Origin of the sequence: Streptomyces sp. NPDC058001 (genome assembly GCF_042886315.1) — a bacterium.
In the GTDB taxonomy this organism is placed as follows: domain Bacteria; phylum Actinomycetota; class Actinomycetes; order Streptomycetales; family Streptomycetaceae; genus Streptomyces.
Genome location: NZ_JBHVQT010000006.1, coordinates 91,666 through 106,963, shown reverse-complemented (window position 1 = coordinate 106,963; position 15,298 = coordinate 91,666). Strand labels below are relative to the sequence as shown.

General features: G+C 71.4%; 15 protein-coding genes and 1 pseudogene. 9 read left to right on the top strand and 7 right to left on the bottom strand.

Annotated elements, in window-relative coordinates:
- Window positions 1-29: 29 nt before the first annotated feature.
- The 3 genes from ACFVT5_RS15995 to ACFVT5_RS15985 form a co-directional block, all read right to left on the bottom strand.
- A complete protein-coding gene (locus ACFVT5_RS15995) occupies window positions 30-1,661 on the bottom strand; it encodes a thiamine pyrophosphate-dependent enzyme (RefSeq protein WP_389886989.1) in 1,632 nt (543 codons plus the stop codon).
- Window positions 1,658-2,491, bottom strand: a complete 834-nt coding sequence (locus ACFVT5_RS15990) for a FadR/GntR family transcriptional regulator (protein WP_389886986.1) — start codon at window positions 2,489-2,491, stop codon at window positions 1,658-1,660. Before ACFVT5_RS15990 ends, ACFVT5_RS15995 begins: the two co-directional genes overlap by 4 nt.
- Before the next feature lie 289 nt (window positions 2,492-2,780).
- Window positions 2,781-3,101 carry an SDR family NAD(P)-dependent oxidoreductase gene (locus tag ACFVT5_RS15985; RefSeq protein ID WP_389886983.1) on the bottom strand — a complete coding sequence of 107 codons (321 nt, stop codon included), beginning with the start codon at window positions 3,099-3,101 and terminating at the stop codon, window positions 2,781-2,783.
- A 72-nt stretch (window positions 3,102-3,173) separates the two neighbouring features.
- Between ACFVT5_RS15985 and ACFVT5_RS15980 the strand changes: the two genes are divergently transcribed.
- From ACFVT5_RS15980 to ACFVT5_RS15970, 3 genes are all read left to right on the top strand, one after another.
- Window positions 3,174-3,332 carry a hypothetical protein gene (locus ACFVT5_RS15980; protein ID WP_389886980.1) on the top strand — a complete coding sequence of 53 codons (159 nt, stop codon included), beginning with the start codon at window positions 3,174-3,176 and terminating at the stop codon, window positions 3,330-3,332.
- Between the two features lie 96 nt (window positions 3,333-3,428).
- On the top strand, window positions 3,429-4,370 hold the full coding sequence (locus tag ACFVT5_RS15975) for a fumarylacetoacetate hydrolase family protein (protein WP_389886977.1): 942 nt from the start codon (window positions 3,429-3,431) through the stop codon (window positions 4,368-4,370).
- A 71-nt stretch (window positions 4,371-4,441) separates the two neighbouring features.
- Window positions 4,442-5,578 carry an MFS transporter gene (locus tag ACFVT5_RS15970; RefSeq protein ID WP_389886974.1) on the top strand — a complete coding sequence of 379 codons (1,137 nt, stop codon included), beginning with the start codon at window positions 4,442-4,444 and terminating at the stop codon, window positions 5,576-5,578.
- Here the strand turns inward: ACFVT5_RS15970 and ACFVT5_RS15965 are convergent.
- A complete protein-coding gene (locus ACFVT5_RS15965; RefSeq protein WP_389886971.1) occupies window positions 5,526-6,200 on the bottom strand; it encodes a hypothetical protein in 675 nt (224 codons plus the stop codon). The two genes, ACFVT5_RS15970 and ACFVT5_RS15965, sit on opposite strands and share 53 nt — an antisense overlap.
- 307 nt (window positions 6,201-6,507) lie before the next feature.
- Between ACFVT5_RS15965 and ACFVT5_RS15960 the strand changes: the two are divergent.
- Window positions 6,508-6,651 (top strand): annotated as a pseudogene (locus tag ACFVT5_RS15960) (ATP-binding cassette domain-containing protein); the annotation flags it as partial.
- Here the strand turns inward: ACFVT5_RS15960 and ACFVT5_RS15955 are convergent.
- Window positions 6,630-7,403: a thioesterase II family protein gene (locus ACFVT5_RS15955; RefSeq protein ID WP_389886968.1), complete on the bottom strand. Its 774-nt coding sequence runs from the start codon at window positions 7,401-7,403 to the stop codon at window positions 6,630-6,632. The pseudogene ACFVT5_RS15960 and the gene ACFVT5_RS15955 overlap by 22 nt on opposite strands.
- Window positions 7,404-7,664: 261 nt before the next feature.
- Between ACFVT5_RS15955 and htpG the strand changes: the two genes are divergently transcribed.
- Both htpG and ACFVT5_RS15945 read left to right on the top strand, forming a co-directional pair.
- Entirely contained in the window at window positions 7,665-9,581 is a 1,917-nt protein-coding gene (gene htpG, locus ACFVT5_RS15950; protein WP_389886965.1) for a molecular chaperone HtpG, read from the top strand.
- Between the two features lie 95 nt (window positions 9,582-9,676).
- Window positions 9,677-9,985: a hypothetical protein gene (locus ACFVT5_RS15945; RefSeq protein WP_389886962.1), complete on the top strand. Its 309-nt coding sequence runs from the start codon at window positions 9,677-9,679 to the stop codon at window positions 9,983-9,985.
- Window positions 9,986-10,073: 88 nt separating this feature from the next.
- Here the strand turns inward: ACFVT5_RS15945 and ACFVT5_RS15940 are convergent, their stop codons facing one another.
- The gene (locus tag ACFVT5_RS15940; RefSeq protein WP_389886959.1) at window positions 10,074-11,525 is read right to left on the bottom strand and encodes a sensor histidine kinase; all 1,452 of its coding nucleotides are present in this window, start codon (window positions 11,523-11,525) and stop codon (window positions 10,074-10,076) included.
- Window positions 11,522-12,292, bottom strand: coding sequence for a response regulator transcription factor (locus tag ACFVT5_RS15935; protein WP_389886956.1), 771 nt, complete (start codon window positions 12,290-12,292; stop codon window positions 11,522-11,524). Before ACFVT5_RS15935 ends, ACFVT5_RS15940 begins: the two co-directional genes overlap by 4 nt.
- A 182-nt stretch (window positions 12,293-12,474) precedes the next feature.
- Here ACFVT5_RS15935 and ACFVT5_RS15930 point away from each other — a divergent pair, with 182 nt between their 5' ends.
- From ACFVT5_RS15930 to ACFVT5_RS15920, 3 genes are all read left to right on the top strand, one after another.
- Entirely contained in the window at window positions 12,475-13,848 is a 1,374-nt protein-coding gene (locus ACFVT5_RS15930; RefSeq protein ID WP_389886953.1) for a ferric reductase-like transmembrane domain-containing protein, read from the top strand.
- Between the two features lie 90 nt (window positions 13,849-13,938).
- A complete protein-coding gene (locus ACFVT5_RS15925; RefSeq protein WP_389886950.1) occupies window positions 13,939-14,394 on the top strand; it encodes an FMN-binding protein in 456 nt (151 codons plus the stop codon).
- Window positions 14,387-15,172 (top strand): FAD:protein FMN transferase, encoded by a 786-nt coding sequence (locus tag ACFVT5_RS15920; RefSeq protein ID WP_389886948.1) that lies wholly within the window; start codon window positions 14,387-14,389, stop codon window positions 15,170-15,172. Before ACFVT5_RS15925 ends, ACFVT5_RS15920 begins: the two co-directional genes overlap by 8 nt.
- The last annotated feature ends 126 nt before the right edge of the window (window positions 15,173-15,298 follow it).

Genomic DNA, 15,298 nt, shown 5'->3' with positions numbered 1-15,298 from the left:
GAGGGGGGTGGTCCGGTGGTTCCGGGGGCTCAGGGCCGGAAGTCGTCGCCGACCGTGACGGTGACTTCCACGACCAGGGGTTCGGTGCGGTCGGCCAGGGTCGGGCAGACGGTGTCGAGCGTGACGCACAGGTCGGCGTACTCGGTGACGCGGCGGACGGAGCAGCCCAGGGACTCGGCCAGTCCCGCCACGCTGATCTCCTCGAACGCGGGCCACGGAGGCTTGCCCCCGCACTGTTCGGCGAGTTTGTCCATGATCGCGTACCGGCCGTTGGCGAGGACGACGAAGACGGCGCCGACGCCGTAGTGGACGGCGGTCCACAGGGACTGGATCTGATAGAGGGACGAGCCGTCACCGACGACGGCGACCACCGGGCGGCGCGGCTGCCCCATGCGTACGCCGATCGCCGCCGGCAGCGCGAAGCCGAGGCCGCCCATGGCGGCGCTGAGGAAACCGAGCGGCGCGCGGGCCGGGATGAGGGCGTGCAGGTCGGGTCGGGAGGAGGGGGTCTCCTCCACGATCACCGTGTCCACGGGCAGCCGCTCGGCGAGCGCCGCCAGCACCTGGGCGGGGCTCAACGGCTCACCCGCTGCCGGGACTTGGGGTACGGGGGCCTGGCGTACGGGGACTTGGCGTGCAGGGTCTTGGCGTTCGGAAACCCGGCGCGGTGTGCGGTGGGCGAGGCGGTCGCAGAAGTCCGGCAGGGGTGTGACGACGGCCAGTTCGGCGGGGGAGTGGTGTGCCTCGGCCGGGTCGTCGGTCACCACGACCACCCGTGCGTCGGTCAACTTCCCCGGGGCGTAGGGGTATTGGCGCAGAAAGGGAGCGCCCACGCACAGCACCAGGTCGTGCGCGGCGAGCGCGGTGCGCAGCCGGGACCGGTCGGCCGACAGATGGCCCGCGAAGAGCCGGTGGTCCTGCGGGAACCCGGCCCGCGCTCCGAAGGGCTCCTGCCATACGGGGCAGTCGAGCCGTTCCGCCAGGGCGGTGAGCGCGGCCCAGGTGTCCCGGTGATCGGCGCCCGCGCCCACGACCAGGGCCGGTGACGCGGCGCGGGCCAGGAGGTCGGCGACCTCGGCGACGGCGCGCGGGTCGGCGACGGTCGGGCGCCGGACCTCGACGGGCGCCGGCACCGGCAGGTCCTCGGCCGGCTCCGCCCAGTCGTCCATGGGGACGAGTACCAGTGCGGGTCCCCGCCCCTCGCGGGCCGCGTGCACGGCCCGGCCGATCGCGCCCGGTACGTCCTGGGCGCGCACCGGCGACTCCACCCGTACCGGGTAGTCTCCGGCCAGACCCGCCAACTGCCCGGCGAGGAAAGGCTGTTGGGCGAGGTGTCGACGGTCCTGCTGGCCGACGAGGACGACCATCGGTGCGCGGTTGACCCGGGCGGTGGCCAGCGCGCCCACCGCGTTGCCGAGCCCGGCGGTGGTGTGCAGGAGGACCAGCGCGGGGTGCTCGCGGGCCAGTGCCCAGCCGGTGGCGGCCCCCACCACGGAACCCTCGTGCAACGCGAGGACGAACTCCAGGTCCTCGGGCAGGTCGGTGAGCAGGGAGACCTCGGTCGAGCCGGGGTTGGCGAAGACAGTGGTCAGTCCGTGCAGCCGCAGGATGTCGAAGGCGGCCTCGCGCACGGTAGGGGCCCCGGTCGTCGCGCCGGTCACGACGGCGTACCCCGACGCCCCGCGGACTGGCCGCCGCCCAAGGTCACGTTCGAGCGCAGCCAGGCGGTGAGGGCTTCGGTGAGTCCGGCGTCGGAAGGAGCGGCCCCACCCTCCTTGCGGACCGAGGTGATGCGCTCGACGGCCTGGCGGTGGTAGTCGCGGACCACGGAGGCCGCGCGCCCCGGATCCCGGGAGGCGACCGCGGCCACGATCCGCATCCGTTCCGCGTGGAGCGCGCCCGCGACTCGCCCCCAGTCGCCGCCCTCGCCGCCGGACAGCTTCACGGCGAGCCCGATCTGCATTTCGGTGATGAACCGACTCAGCGCGGCGAGCAGCGAGTTGTGGGAGATCTCGGACAGGGTCGCGAAGAAATGCTGGAGCGCGGCGGCGGACTGCTCCACACCGTCGGCGGCGGGGACGGCCTCGGCCGCGGCGCGCAGTTGGGCGATCTCCTCGTCGGACGCGTGCTCGGCGGCGAGTTCGGCCCCGTAGGCGTTGAGGGCGCCGAGCAACCCGAGCACTTCCCGGGCGCCGACCTTCTCGACCTGGACGACCGAGGCGATGGACACGGCGAGCAGGGTGTCGCCCTGCGCGGTGACGGTCGCCCGGCTGCCGTTACGGGTGTTGACCAGGCCCGTCGCGGTCAGTACCCGGACCGCCTCGCGGACGGTCGGGGCGCTGACGTCGTAGTACGCGGCCAGTTCCCGTTCGGCCGGCAGCCGCGAACCGTCCGGCAGGGCGCCGCTGAGGATCTGCGTACGGAGATCTTCGACGATCTGGTCGGCCACCCGGCCGCGGTAGATCTTCGCGGGGGTGTGAGGCACGGACATGTCGCTCCCAAGGTGTTCCCGGGCCGCCGGGGCGCCCGGGACGCGGATGGTCCACTCACGAGACAAGGTAACCTACCTAGTAGGTTGATTCAAGCCGTCGTGGTCTTTGCGGACGTTGCTGTTGGGCGTTGCTGTCGGGTGGTCGCTGTCGGGCGTTGCTGTTGGCGCCGCGACCTCGGGGCTCGGCGTTCCGGCTCGCTGGGACGGATCAGCAGGTGACTGACCGCCGCGTGCGCGGGGCGGCGGCGGGTCACGACGTAGGCGAGCGCGTCGGCGACGTCGGCGGGGCTCAGTCGCTCGTAGGCGCGCCGGGTCGTCGGGTCGTGCCGCGTCCGCTGGGGGGGCGGATGTCAAGGCGGCCCCAGGTGTCCACGGTCCGCTCCACCGCCGTACGCGCCTGAGCCGCGTCGGTCACGTCGGTGGCCAGGGCGAGTGCGCGCCCGCCCGCGTCCCGTAGCTCCGCCGCGGGTGCGTCGAGCCGGTCCTCGCGACGGGCCACCAGGGCGACGGCCGATCCCCGGGCGACCAGGTCGCGCGCCACGGCGGCGCCCATGCCGCTCGACGCGCCGGTGACCAGCGAGGCCGTCCCCGTCAGATCCGTGTCGGTCATCTCCGAGCTCCTTCAAGATTCGTTCAAGGCTCCGAACCTACCTTGACACCAACCTACCAAGAAGGTTTCTTGGTGGACGAGCGATTCCTCGTGACCGAGGAACTCGTGCTGTACACCGTGGGCCTGCCGCCGATCCAGGTCCCGGTCGAGCCCGACGACGACAAGTTTGTCACCGTCGTCACCGACGGCGGCATCCGGTTCGAGAACGCCAAGGACGCCGACAACGGCTGAAGTCCGGGCTCCCCGGGTCGTCTTCCGGACTTCCCGGACCGGAACCCCGCGCCACGCCACCCCCGCACCCGCCACGACGGAAAGCTCCCCGAACTCATGAAGATCGCCTCGCGGCGGACCCCCTTCGGTGACCGGCTCTGTCTCGCCGAAGTCGTTCCGCGCCACCTCATCGACATCCAGGCCGCCGCCGTACGACGCCTGGAGACCCAGGGCGTCCACCGGGACGACGCGCTCGCCCGCGCCCGGCTCGACATCCCCAGTGGTGACCTGCCGGCGCTGCTCCAGGCCGACCCCCAACTGACCGCCGTACGAAGGACGTTCGACTGGGCTGTCGAGCAAGCGGACAGTGGCGACCTGGAAGCGGACTGCCTCTGGTCCGACGAACCGGAACGGCTCGGCCCGCCGATCGGGCGCCCGCACACCATCTGGTGCATGCTCGCCAACTATCCCCGGCGCCCGGCCGCCCCCGGTGTGGAATCCCCGCCCCGGCGCGGCCCTCAGGGCTGCCTCAAGACTCCCGGTGCCCTGGCCGGCCCGTACGACGATCTGCGGCACCCCGTCATCAGCGAGCAGGTCGCCCCGGAGATGGAGCTGGCCGTCGTCATCGGGCCCCGCTCCCGCTTCCTCACTCCGGACAACGCCCTGCGCGCGGTGGCCGGTTACGTCGGTTTCTGCGATGTCGGCTCGCGGGACGTCGCGGAGCTGGACAACCATCGCATGGACCGCGGCAAGGGATTCGACACGTACGGCATCTGCGGCCCCTGGTTCGTGACCGCCGACGAGATCCCCGACCCGCATGCCCTGCGCATCCGCCAGTGGGTCAACGGCGAGCCACGTCAGGACGGCAGCACCGCCCAGATGTTCCACACCGTCCCCGAGCAACTGGCCTGGCTCACCGCCGCGCTGACCCTGGCGCCCGGCGATGTCCTCTCCACCGGCACCCCGCCGGGCCACGGCTCCGTACACCCCGGTGACCTGGTCCGCGGCGAGGTCGAGGGGCTCGGAACCGTCGAGAACCGCGTCGTCCTCGACGACTGAGCAACGGACGAGCAACTGGATGAGCAGCGGATGAGCAACCGGAGGTCAGCCATGCCCACCACTCCGATCGGATGAGCACGCACCCGGCCGAGACGTCCGCCGCCGACGTGTCCCGCCGTCGGCGCGGCCCACGCGTCGCCGTCAGCCAGAAGGTGGCCGTCTGCGTCGTCTATGTGGCCGGGCTGTTCCTCAGCACCCTCGACATGACCATCGTGAATGTGGCGCTGCCGACCATCGGCCGTGCCTTCGACGTTCCCTCCACGGCCGTCGACACGGTGTCGATCTCGTACCTGGTGAGCCTCGCCGTCGCCGTCTTCACCGTGGCCTCGGCCCTGTGCGGTACGGCGACCAGCCTCGGCCAACTGGTCGTGTACCGGGTGCTGCAAGGCACGGGCGGCGGCATGCTCGCCTCGGTCGGCATGGCGATGCTGCTGCGCACCTTCGCGCCCCATGAACGGGTTCGGGCCTCGTCCGTCCTCAGCATCGCCAACGGCCTCGCCCCCACCATGGGACCGGTGCTCGGCGCCGTACTCGTCACCCAGGTCTCCTGGCGGGCGATCTTCTACGTCAATGTGCCGGTCGGCGTCTTCGCCACCGTCTTCGGCACGCTGTGCCTGCGCGACCAGCCCGCCCGGCCCGCCGAACGGTTCGACCTGACCGGCTTCCTGCTCGCCGCGTCCGGGTTCGGGCTGGTGATGTACGGCGTCTCGGAGGGGCCCGCGCGAGGCTGGACCACCATCTCGGTGGCCGCCGCCCTGGCCGGCGGTGCGGTCCTGGTCGCCGCGATGGTCGCCGTCGAACTCCGCAGACGGCTTCCGATGATCGACGTACGCCTGCTGACGAACCGTCTGTTCGCCTCCGGTACGACCGTGATGACCGTGGAGTCGGTGGTTTTCCTCGGCAGCCTGTTCACCCTGACCCTCTACTTCCAGGACGAACGGGGCATGACACCGCTGGCCGCGGGGCTGTGCACCTTCCCCGAGGCGCTGGGCGTGGTCACCGGCTCACAGCTCGCGGGTCGCGTCCTCTACCGGCGGTCGATCCGGGCCGTGGTCTCCCGGCCTCCGGTCGCGCGCATCCGCGTCTGGTCGAACGCGTCCCGTACTTCACCGCGCAGGGCGTCGAGTTCGGCCATGCTCGCGTTGACGAGACGGGTCAGGCGTTCCTCGGGCGAGGTCTCTTCGTATCGGGCCATCTGGGAGGCGTGACTGATGGCGGCCAGTTCCCAGACCGGGAGCAGATCGTCGCCTTCCCCGTCCGCATCCAACCGCAGTACCGCTTCCAAATCGGCCAAGTCGAGGTCGTGGTCGGGGAGTTCGGGGAGATTGAGACCGGTGAGAACTCCGAGCAGGCGTGCGTCCGCCTCGGCGCCCGCGCCAGCTCCGGGAGATGACGCAGATTGACACGCATCTGACGGATGGCCCGGCCACCCCGTTCGAGGTCGAGCCGAGCCTCGGCTTCGGCCTCCTCGTACCGCGGACTCAGCTCGTCCCGCCACTCAGGAGGCACGGTCGCGGCGACCTTCGCGACCTCGTCCTCGTGCGAGTGGCGGCCGGTGAAATACGTACGGGCCAGCGCGAGCTTGAGGGCGTCTTCGGGCACCGGAGCGCCGTCGAAGAACGCCATCAGAGCGAGGTCGTCGACGGTACGGCGCGGGCCCGCGTGCCGGGCGAGCGAGAGCACCAACTCCTCGGTGCCGGGCGGGTACTCGGTCCTGGTGCCGGCCCGCCCCCTGTACTCGACCCGCGGGCGCGGGAGCAGCCCGTGCGCACGCCAGCGCTCCAACTGCGCGGCACTGACCGGACAACCGGCGGCTGCGGCCGTGTTCATCAGTTCCCGATCGGCACGGCTCGGTGCGGTTCGTGGCAGGGGGAAACGCTACGAACCCGAGCGGCACGTTTTCCGCCGGAAGGCGCGGGGGTCGAGGACCCGACAGTTCCCGGTGGCCGCGCGCGCGGGGGTCGAGGACCCGGCACGAACTCGTCCCCGACCTCGACTCCGCGGCCCTGGTCATCGGCGGTCTGGCCGGCTTCTGTCCCGCGGTGCGAGCCGCCCGACTGCCTCCCACCGAAGCCCTGGCCACCACATAGAACTCATGCCACCACACAGACCTCATGAATGCCTTCCGCAAGCCGCAGTGTCCGGCGGGGAGAAGCAACGTATCGCCATGGCCCGGCTGTTGCTCAAGCCGCCGTCGGTCGTGGTCCTCGACGAGGCGACCGCGCACCTCGACTCGGAGGCCGCAGGGCAGCACAGGGCTCAGGACACCGCCGCACGGGCCGCGTCCAACTCCTTGAGGATCTCGGCGTTCACCGCGTTCTGGTGATCCGTGAGGAAGAAGTGGCCACCGGGGAACACCTGGAGGCGGAACGCGCCGTCCGTGTGCTCCTTCCAGGCCGCGGCCTCCTCCAGAGTCGTCCAGGGATCGGAGTCGCCCGTGAGCGCCGTGACGCCGCACCGCACCCGACGTTCCGGAGCGCAGGTGTACGTCTCGATCGCCGTGTAGTCGCCCCGAATCGCCGGCAGCGCCATCCGCAGCAGCTCGTCGTGCCCGAACACCGCCGAATCGGTGCCGTTGAGTAGCCGCAGCTCGGCGATGACCCCGTTGTCGTCGCGCTGATGGACCCGCTCGTCGCGCCGCCTCGACGGGGCACGGCGGCCCGAAGCGACGATCGCCCGCGGCGGGTTGACACCGCCCGCTTCGAGCCGCAGCGCCGTCTCGAAGGCGAGGACCGCGCCCATGCTGTGCCCGAAGTGGACGGTGGGCTTCTCGCTCAGTGCCCCGATCTCCTCGGCGAGCCGGTCCGCGAGGACGGCGATGTCATCGACACAGGGTTCCTTGCGGCGGTCCTGACGCCCCGGGTACTGAAGGGCGACCACGTCGACCTCCGGCGCGAAGCGCACCGAGACGGGGTGGTAGAAGCTGGCCGAACCTCCCGCGTGCGGAAAGCAGACGAGCCGTACGGCGCTGCCGGTGGACGGATGGTAGCGGCGGATCCAGGCAGTGGTGGCGTCGTCGGCGATACGCGACATGGCATCCCTTTCCAGAGGGTCCCTCGGGGCGGCGCGTGCCAGGTGCCACGCGCCGGAGCCCGCTCATTCAAGTCGGCCGACCACCCGCACATCCCTACACTTTCCGGCCCCGGGTCCCGCAGCACACCGGTCCGTGCCCCGCCGTGCCGCGCACCCGAGCCGCGTAAAAGGCCGAAAGTCCATGAATTTGACGGGACTTGCTGATCTAGAGTGGCGCCGACCGTTACGGCGACTGTGGGACCTGTGAGGTAGACGCGCACCATGCCGATCGAAACGTTTGAGTTCCAAGTAGAGGCCCGCCAGCTGCTCCAGCTGATGATCCACTCGATCTACTCGAACAAGGATGTCTTTCTCCGTGAGCTGATCTCCAACTCCTCCGACGCGCTGGACAAGCTGCGCCTCGCCGCCCTGCGCGACGACACGCTCGACGCCGACGTGTCCGAGCTGCGGATCGAGATCGCGACGGACCAGGACGCCCGCACCCTGACGGTGCGCGACAACGGCATCGGGATGTCGTACGAGGAGGTGTCCCAGCTCATCGGCACGATCGCCAACTCGGGCACGGCGGCGTTCCTGAAGGAACTGCGGGAGGCCCAGGACACCGCCGGAGCGGAAGGGCTCATCGGCCAGTTCGGTGTCGGCTTCTACGCGAGCTTCATGGTGGCGGACGAGGTCACCCTCGTCACCCGGCACGCCGGCGAGACCCAGGGCACCCGCTGGAGCTCGCGCGGTGCGGGCACCTACACCCTGGAGACCCTGGACGACGCCCCGCAGGGCACGTCGGTCACGCTCCACCTCAAGCCGGCCGACCCCGAGAACCAGCTCCACGACTACACCTCCGCCTGGAAGATCAAGGAGATCGTCAAGCGGTACTCGGACTTCATCACCTGGCCCATCAGGACGGCCGCCCCGGCGCCCCCGGCGGCGGAGGAGGGTGACGAGGCCGGCGCGCCGGAACCCGAGACGCTGAACTCGATGAAGGCGCTCTGGGCCCGCTCCCGCGACGAGGTGTCCGACGACGAGTACCACGAGCTGTACAAGCACATCAGCCACGACTGGACCGACCCGCTCGAAACCATCCGGCTCCAGGCCGAGGGCACCTTCGAGTACCAGGCGCTGCTCTTCATTCCGGCGCGGGCCCCGCAGGACCTGTTCCACCGGGGCCACCAGCGCGGCGTACAGCTCTATGTGAAGCGTGTCTTCATCATGGACGACTGCGAAGCGCTCCTGCCCCCGTATCTGCGCTTCGTCAAGGGTGTTGTCGACGCCCAGGACCTGTCGCTCAATGTGTCGCGCGAGATCCTGCAACAGGACCGCCAGATCCAGTTGATGCACCGTCGGCTGGCGAAGAAGGTCCTGTCCTCGGTGAAGGAGATGATGGCCGGCGCCCCGGAGCGCTACGCCACCTTCTGGCGCGAGTTCGGCGCGGTCCTGAAGGAGGGCCTGCTCACCGACTCCGACAACCGCGACGCCATCCTCGCCGTCTCCTCCTTCGCGTCCACCCACGACGAGAACGAGCCGACGACCCTTGAGCGGTACGTCGAGCGCATGAAGGACGGGCAGAACGACATCTACTACATGACGGGCGACACCCGTCAGAGCATCGAGAACTCCCCGCACATGGAGGCGTTCCAGGCCAAGGGCATCGAGGTGCTGCTCCTCACCGACCCCGTGGACGAGGTCTGGGTCGACGCCGTCGCCCAGTACCAGGGGAAGCCGCTGCGGTCCGTCGCCAAGGGTGAGATCGACCTCGGCGACAGCGAGGAGGAGACGGCCGACGCGGACCGGGAGAAGCGGAACGAGGAGTACGCGGGGCTGCTGGGCTGGATGAGCGAGCAACTCGGCGACGACGTCAAGGAGGTGCGTCTGTCCTCGCGTCTCACCGTCTCCGCGGCGTGCGTCGTCTCGGACGCGCACGACATCACGCCCGCCTTGGAGAACATGTACCGGGCGATGGGCCAGGAGGTGCCGTCCACCAAGCGGATCCTTGAACTCAACCCCTACCATCCGCTGGTCAAGGGCCTGAACGAGGGCTTCACGGAGCGGGCGGACCGCACCGGCCTCGCCGAGACCGCCGAACTCCTCCATGGCCTGGCGGTCCTCGCCGAGGGAGGCCAGCCGAAGGAGCCCGCGCGCTTCGTCAAGCTGATGGCGGACCGCCTGGAACGCACCCTGTAGTCCGGCGGCCACCCGGGTGGTGCCTGACGGTCCGGAGCCCCGCCGCGCGGGTCGCGGCGGGGACCGGCCGATGGACGGCCGTACGCTCCGGGCGCGTGGCACACACCATCGAAGAGCTGATCGAGAAGCAGCAGGTAGCGAACGAGGCACACGCGAAGGTCCTCGCGCTCCGGGACACCTACGACGCGCCGACCCAAGGCTCCGGCTGGACACAGACACAGACGGCGACGTACGAGACCGCGTGGCGCGCCTGGCGCGACCTGGCCCGGGACGTGCAGTCCGCGGTGACGGAGTTCGCGCGGGACCAGGGGATGTCGCGCAGCGATGTCGAAGCGGACGTCAAGGCCCGCGCCCAACCCCCGGCCCCGGACAAGGAAGCTCCCGGGAGTCCGGGGGAAGCCTGAGACCCCTGGCCGCCACCGGCCCGACCGGCACGGTGTCACGCCCCGACCGGGGCACCGACCTCCTGGAGTCGCAGACCACGGCGCCGGCTCATTCCGGCTTCGGGGCCGTGCTCGGCAGGTTCAGCAGGAACGTGGTGTGGCCGGGGCGGCTGGTGACGTCGACCGTGCCGCCGTGGGCGATCACCACCGCCTCGACGATGGACAGGCCGAGCCCGGTGCCACCGGCCGTGCGGGAGCGGCCCGGGTCGGCCCGGGTGAACCGCTGGAAGATCTGCGGCAGGATCGACGCGGGGATCCCCGGCCCGTCGTCCGACACGGTCAGCCGGGCGAGTCCGTCGTGGTCCGTCAGGGACAGGGTGACCGTGGTGCCGGGCGGGGTGTGCAGGCGGGCGTTGGCGAGCAGGTTGGCCACGACCTGGTGCAGCCGGTGTTCGTCACCGGTCACGAACACCGGCTCCAGCGGCAGGTCCAGGAGCCACCGGTGGTCCCGCGACACCGCGCGCGCGTCGTCCAGCGTGTCGATCGCGAGCCGCGTCAGATCCACCGGGTCCCGGGCCAGCGGACGCCCCGCGTCCAGCCGGGCGAGCAGCAGCAGATCGTCCACGAGACCGCTCATCCGCTGACTCTCGGACTGCACCCGCTCCAGGGCGTGCCGCACCTCGATCGGTACCGGACCCGGGTGCCGCAGCGCCAGTTCGGCGTGCGCGCGGACCGTCGCCACCGGCGTCCGCAGCTCATGACTGGCGTCCGCCGCGAACCGCCGTAGCCGCTCCTCGCTGGCGTGCCGCCGGGTGAGCGCGTCACCGACGTGCCCGAGCATCCGGTTGAGCGCCAGCGCCACCTGCCCCACCTCGGTACGGGGATCGCCCTGCGGCACCGGTTCGGGCATCGCCACCTCGCCCGCCGCGAGCGGCAGTTGGGTCACCGCGGTCGCCGTGCGGGCGACCCGCTGGAGCGGTGTGAGGGACAGCCGTACCCACAGGGCGCCCGCGACGGCCGTGACGAGGAGCGCCGAACCGAACACGGCCGCCTCGATGAGCTGCATCCTGCTCACGGTCTCCTCGACCGGCCGCATCGGAAGCCCGGTCAGCAGGGTGTCGGACTCGTCCCCGAGGACGGCGACCACCCGGTAGCGGCCGATGCCCGTCAGCTCGATGGTGTGGCCCTTGCCGTCGACCGGCACATGGTTGAGGGTGGTCCGGTCGGCTTCGGTGAGCGGCACCGCCGCGTCGGACCGGTCCTTGACGACGGCGGCGCGCTGGATCCGCCCGCCGATGATGCACGCGCCGAAGGTGTTCTCGGACTGGCCCCGGGTGTCCGGCACGTTGTCCCCGTCGGGGTGCGCCTCCTGCTCCAGGCTCGCGGCGAACTTGCCCTGGGCCGACTGGAGCTGCTGGTCGAGCCGCCCGACGAGGAACCCTTCGAGCGCGACGACCGTCGTGACTCCGACGGCGAGACACGCCAGCGCGAGCAGCACCACGAGCCCTGCGGTCAGCCGCGTCCGCAGCGAGCTGGGCGCGCGCAGCAGCCGACGTCTCACGACGGCTCCTGCTTCAGTACGTAGCCGACACCCCGCACCGTGTGGATCAGCGGGGTGTGCCCGGCGTCGATCTTCTTGCGCAGATAGCTGATGTACAGCTCGACCACATGGGCCCGGCCGCCGAAGTCGTACGACCAGACCCGGTCCAGGATCTGCTCCTTCGACAGGACCCGGCGCGGATTGCGCATCAGGAACCGCAGCAGTTCGAACTCGGTACGGGACAGGTCCACGGCACGCCCCGCCCGGGTCACCTCGCGCGCCTCCTCGTCCATCACCAGGTCCCCGACGATCAGCCGCGACTCGCTGCCCTCGCGGGTCATCCCGGCCCGCCGCAGCAGACCCCGCAGCCGTGCGATGACCTCTTCGAGACTGAACGGTTTGGTGACGTAGTCGTCGCCGCCCGCGGTGATCCCCGCGATCCGGTCCTCCACCGCGTCCCGCGCGGTCAGGAACAGCACGCACACACCCGGTGACCGCTCCCGCAGCCCGCGCAGCACGGCCAGGCCGTCCATGTCGGGCAGCATCCAGTCGAGGACCACCGCGTCCGGCCGGAACGCCTCGGCCGCCGCCCACGCCCCCGCGCCGTCGCCCACGGTCCGTACGTCCCAGCCCTCGGAGCGCAGCGCGGCACCCAGGACATCCGTGAGATCCGGCTCGTCGTCCACGACCAGGACCCGCACGGAGCCGCCGTCCGGCCTGCGCAGCGAGGGAGCGGGAGACGCGGCGGACGAGGGAGAAGGCGCAGGGAACGAAGAAGGTGTCTGCATGGTCGTCCCAGCATCGTCGCTCAAGCCGTGCGGAGGGCGCCACCTTGCCTCTGAGTTTCTTCTGAATCCCCTCATCGGCATCCGCTTCAGAGGGTTCTCAGAGAAAGCGCCGTGAGTGTGGAGCGCCAGGCGCTCCCCACGAACAGCGGTCGCTCCGGGCCACCGCGAGAATCGGAGTACATGTGGCAGGCATCACGCGTACCGCTGACGCCCCCGCCGCGCATCCGCACCGGGCCGCACCGCGCGGGCCCGGCACCCGGGCGGCGCCGCTCGTCGCGCAGAGCGTGATCTGGGCCGGCGCCGTCGCCGTGCTCGCTCTGTGGTGGTCCGACACACCGTCCGTGGTCGGTCTGGCCGGCTGGCTCACCGACGCCGGACGCATCACCGGTCTGCTCGCGGGATACGCCTGCGCGGTCCTCGTCGCGCTGATGGCCCGCATACCCCCGCTGGACCGTGCGCTCGGCACCGACCGGCTGGCCCGCTGGCATGCCATGGGCGGTCGCTACACGATCTCCCTCGTCCTCGCGCACACCCTGCTCATCCTCTGGGGCTACTCCCTCACCGGCGGCACCGGCATCGTGAACGAGACCAGGACCGTCGTACTGAACTACCCGGACATGCTCAAAGCCACGGCGGCGTTCTTCCTGTTCCTGCTCACCGCGGTCCTCTCGGCCCGCGCGGCTCGCCGCCGCGTCGGCTACGAGACCTGGCACTACCTCCACTTCGCCACCTACGCGGCGATCTTCCTCGCCTTCGGTCACCAGCTCGCCAACGGCGCGGACTTCGTCGGCAACCAGCCCGCGCGGCTCGCCTGGTACGGGCTCTACCTGGGTGCGGCGGCCCTCATCGTGTGGTTCCGGTTCCTCGCCCCCGTACGGGCAGCGTGGCGCCACCGGCTGCGGGTCGCGGGCGTGTGCCCCGAGGCGCCGGGCGTGGTGTCGGTGCACATCACGGGCCGGCGGCTGGAGGAGCTGGCGGCCCGGCCGGGGCAGTTCTTCCGCTGGCGTTTCCTCGCCCCGGGACTGTGGTGGACGGCCAACCCGTACTCGCTCTCCGCGCCCGCCGGCTCCGGCGGGTTGCGGATCACCGTCAAGTCCGTCGGCGGCCACAGCGCCGCGCTCGCGCGGCTGACCCCCGGCACCCGGATATGGGCCGAGGGCCCCTACGGCGCTCTCATCCCGGAACGCGCCCGTGCCGGGAAGTCGCTGCTGCTCGCCGGTGGCGTCGGCATCACACCGATGCGCGCCCTGTTCGAGACCCTGCCCGGCGACACCGTCCTCGTGTACTGGGCGCGGTCCCCGCAGGACCTCGCGCTGCGCGGCGAACTCGACGCCATCGCCGCCGCGCGCGGTGCCCGCGTCCACTACTCCGTGGACACCCCCGCCGAGTACCGGCTGCCGCTCTCCGCCGACACCCTCACGCGGCTCGTCCCCGATGTGGCGCGGCGGGACGTGTACCTGTGCGGGCCGCCCGGGATGACGGAGGCGGCCCGCAAGGCGCTGCGGGCCGCCGGGGTGCCCGGCGCGCGCGTGCACCACGAGTCGTTCGCGTTCTGACCGCGCCGCCGCCCACCTGCGAAAACACCCATCCCGCACCCCCCGATCCCCCCGCACCCTCCGATCCCTCCGCAGTCGAAGGAGCACATCGTGCGCCGAGTAGCCGTCACCGTCCTGTCGACCGTCACGGGCGTCGTGCTGCTGCTGTCCCTGAAACCGCACGGCGGCGGCTCGCCCGCCGTCGCCGCGCCCGCCCCGCCGGCCGGCACCACGGGCCCGGGAACGTCGACCGCCACTCCCGCCCCCGGCGCGTCGAGCGGCGCGGGCCGCAGCGGGACCTTCACCGGGGACGCGATCGACACGCGCTACGGACCCGTGCAGGTGCGGGCCACTCTCGCGGGCGGCCGACTCACCGCCGTCAAGGTGCTCCAGGTGCCTGACCAGGGCGGTCGCGAACAGCAGATCGTGGCCACCGCCGTGCCACGGCTCACCAGCGCGGCCCTGAAGGCGAACAGCGCCCAGATCGACGCCGTGTCCGGGGCCAGTTACACCAGCGACGGCTACATCAGGTCCCTCCAGAGCGCATTGGACCAGGCACATGGCTGAGCGGCAGACGGGGGTCCGGCATGTCGAGCAGGTGATGGGCACCGTGTTCTCCTTCGACCTGCGCCACCCCGCGACACCGGACGTCGACCGGGCCGTACGCGACGCGGTGGCCTGGCTGCACCACGTCGACCGGGTGTTCTCGACGTACAGGTCCGACAGCGCCATCAGCAGACTCGGGCGGGGCGAGGCGACTCTGGAGGAGCTGGTCGAGGAGATGGGGGACGAGGTCCGGTACGTGCTCGACCTGTGCGCGTGGGCCGAGCGGCGCTCGCGCGGGTGCTTCACCGCGTACCCCGGGGGCCGCCTCGACCCCTCGGGTCTGGTCAAGGGCTGGGCGGTGGAAGAGGCGTGCCGCATCCTCGCCGCGGCGGGTGTCGACCGCGCGTACGTGAACGGCGGCGGTGATCTCCAACTCGGCGCCGAGCCGTCGCCGGGGCGGCCCTGGCGGGTCGGGATCGCCGACCCGACCCGGGCGGGGGAGCTGCTGACCGTCGTCACGGGACGCGACCTCGCCGTGGCCACATCGGGAAGCGCGGAACGCGGCGCGCACATCGTCGACCCCCGCACCGGCGCACCCGCTTCGGGTCTTCTCTCGGCCACGGTCATCGGCCCTCGGCTCACCTGGGCCGACGCCTACGCCACCGCGGCCGTCGTCATGGGACCCGAGGCCCTGGACTGGATCGAAGACCTGGACGGATATGAACTCCTCGCCGTCTCGGAGGCCGGCGACGTGGCGTACAGCACGGGGTTTCCAAGGCCGGTCGCACCGACCTCGTGACGCGCCCGATCCCGTGAGGCGCCCGACTCCGTGACGTGCCCGCCTGGCGTGAACTCCCCCCGCTTCGGCGCGTTTTGATTGGTCTACTCCCTTGACTGGTACAGACCAAAGCGATTGAGTGGCCTC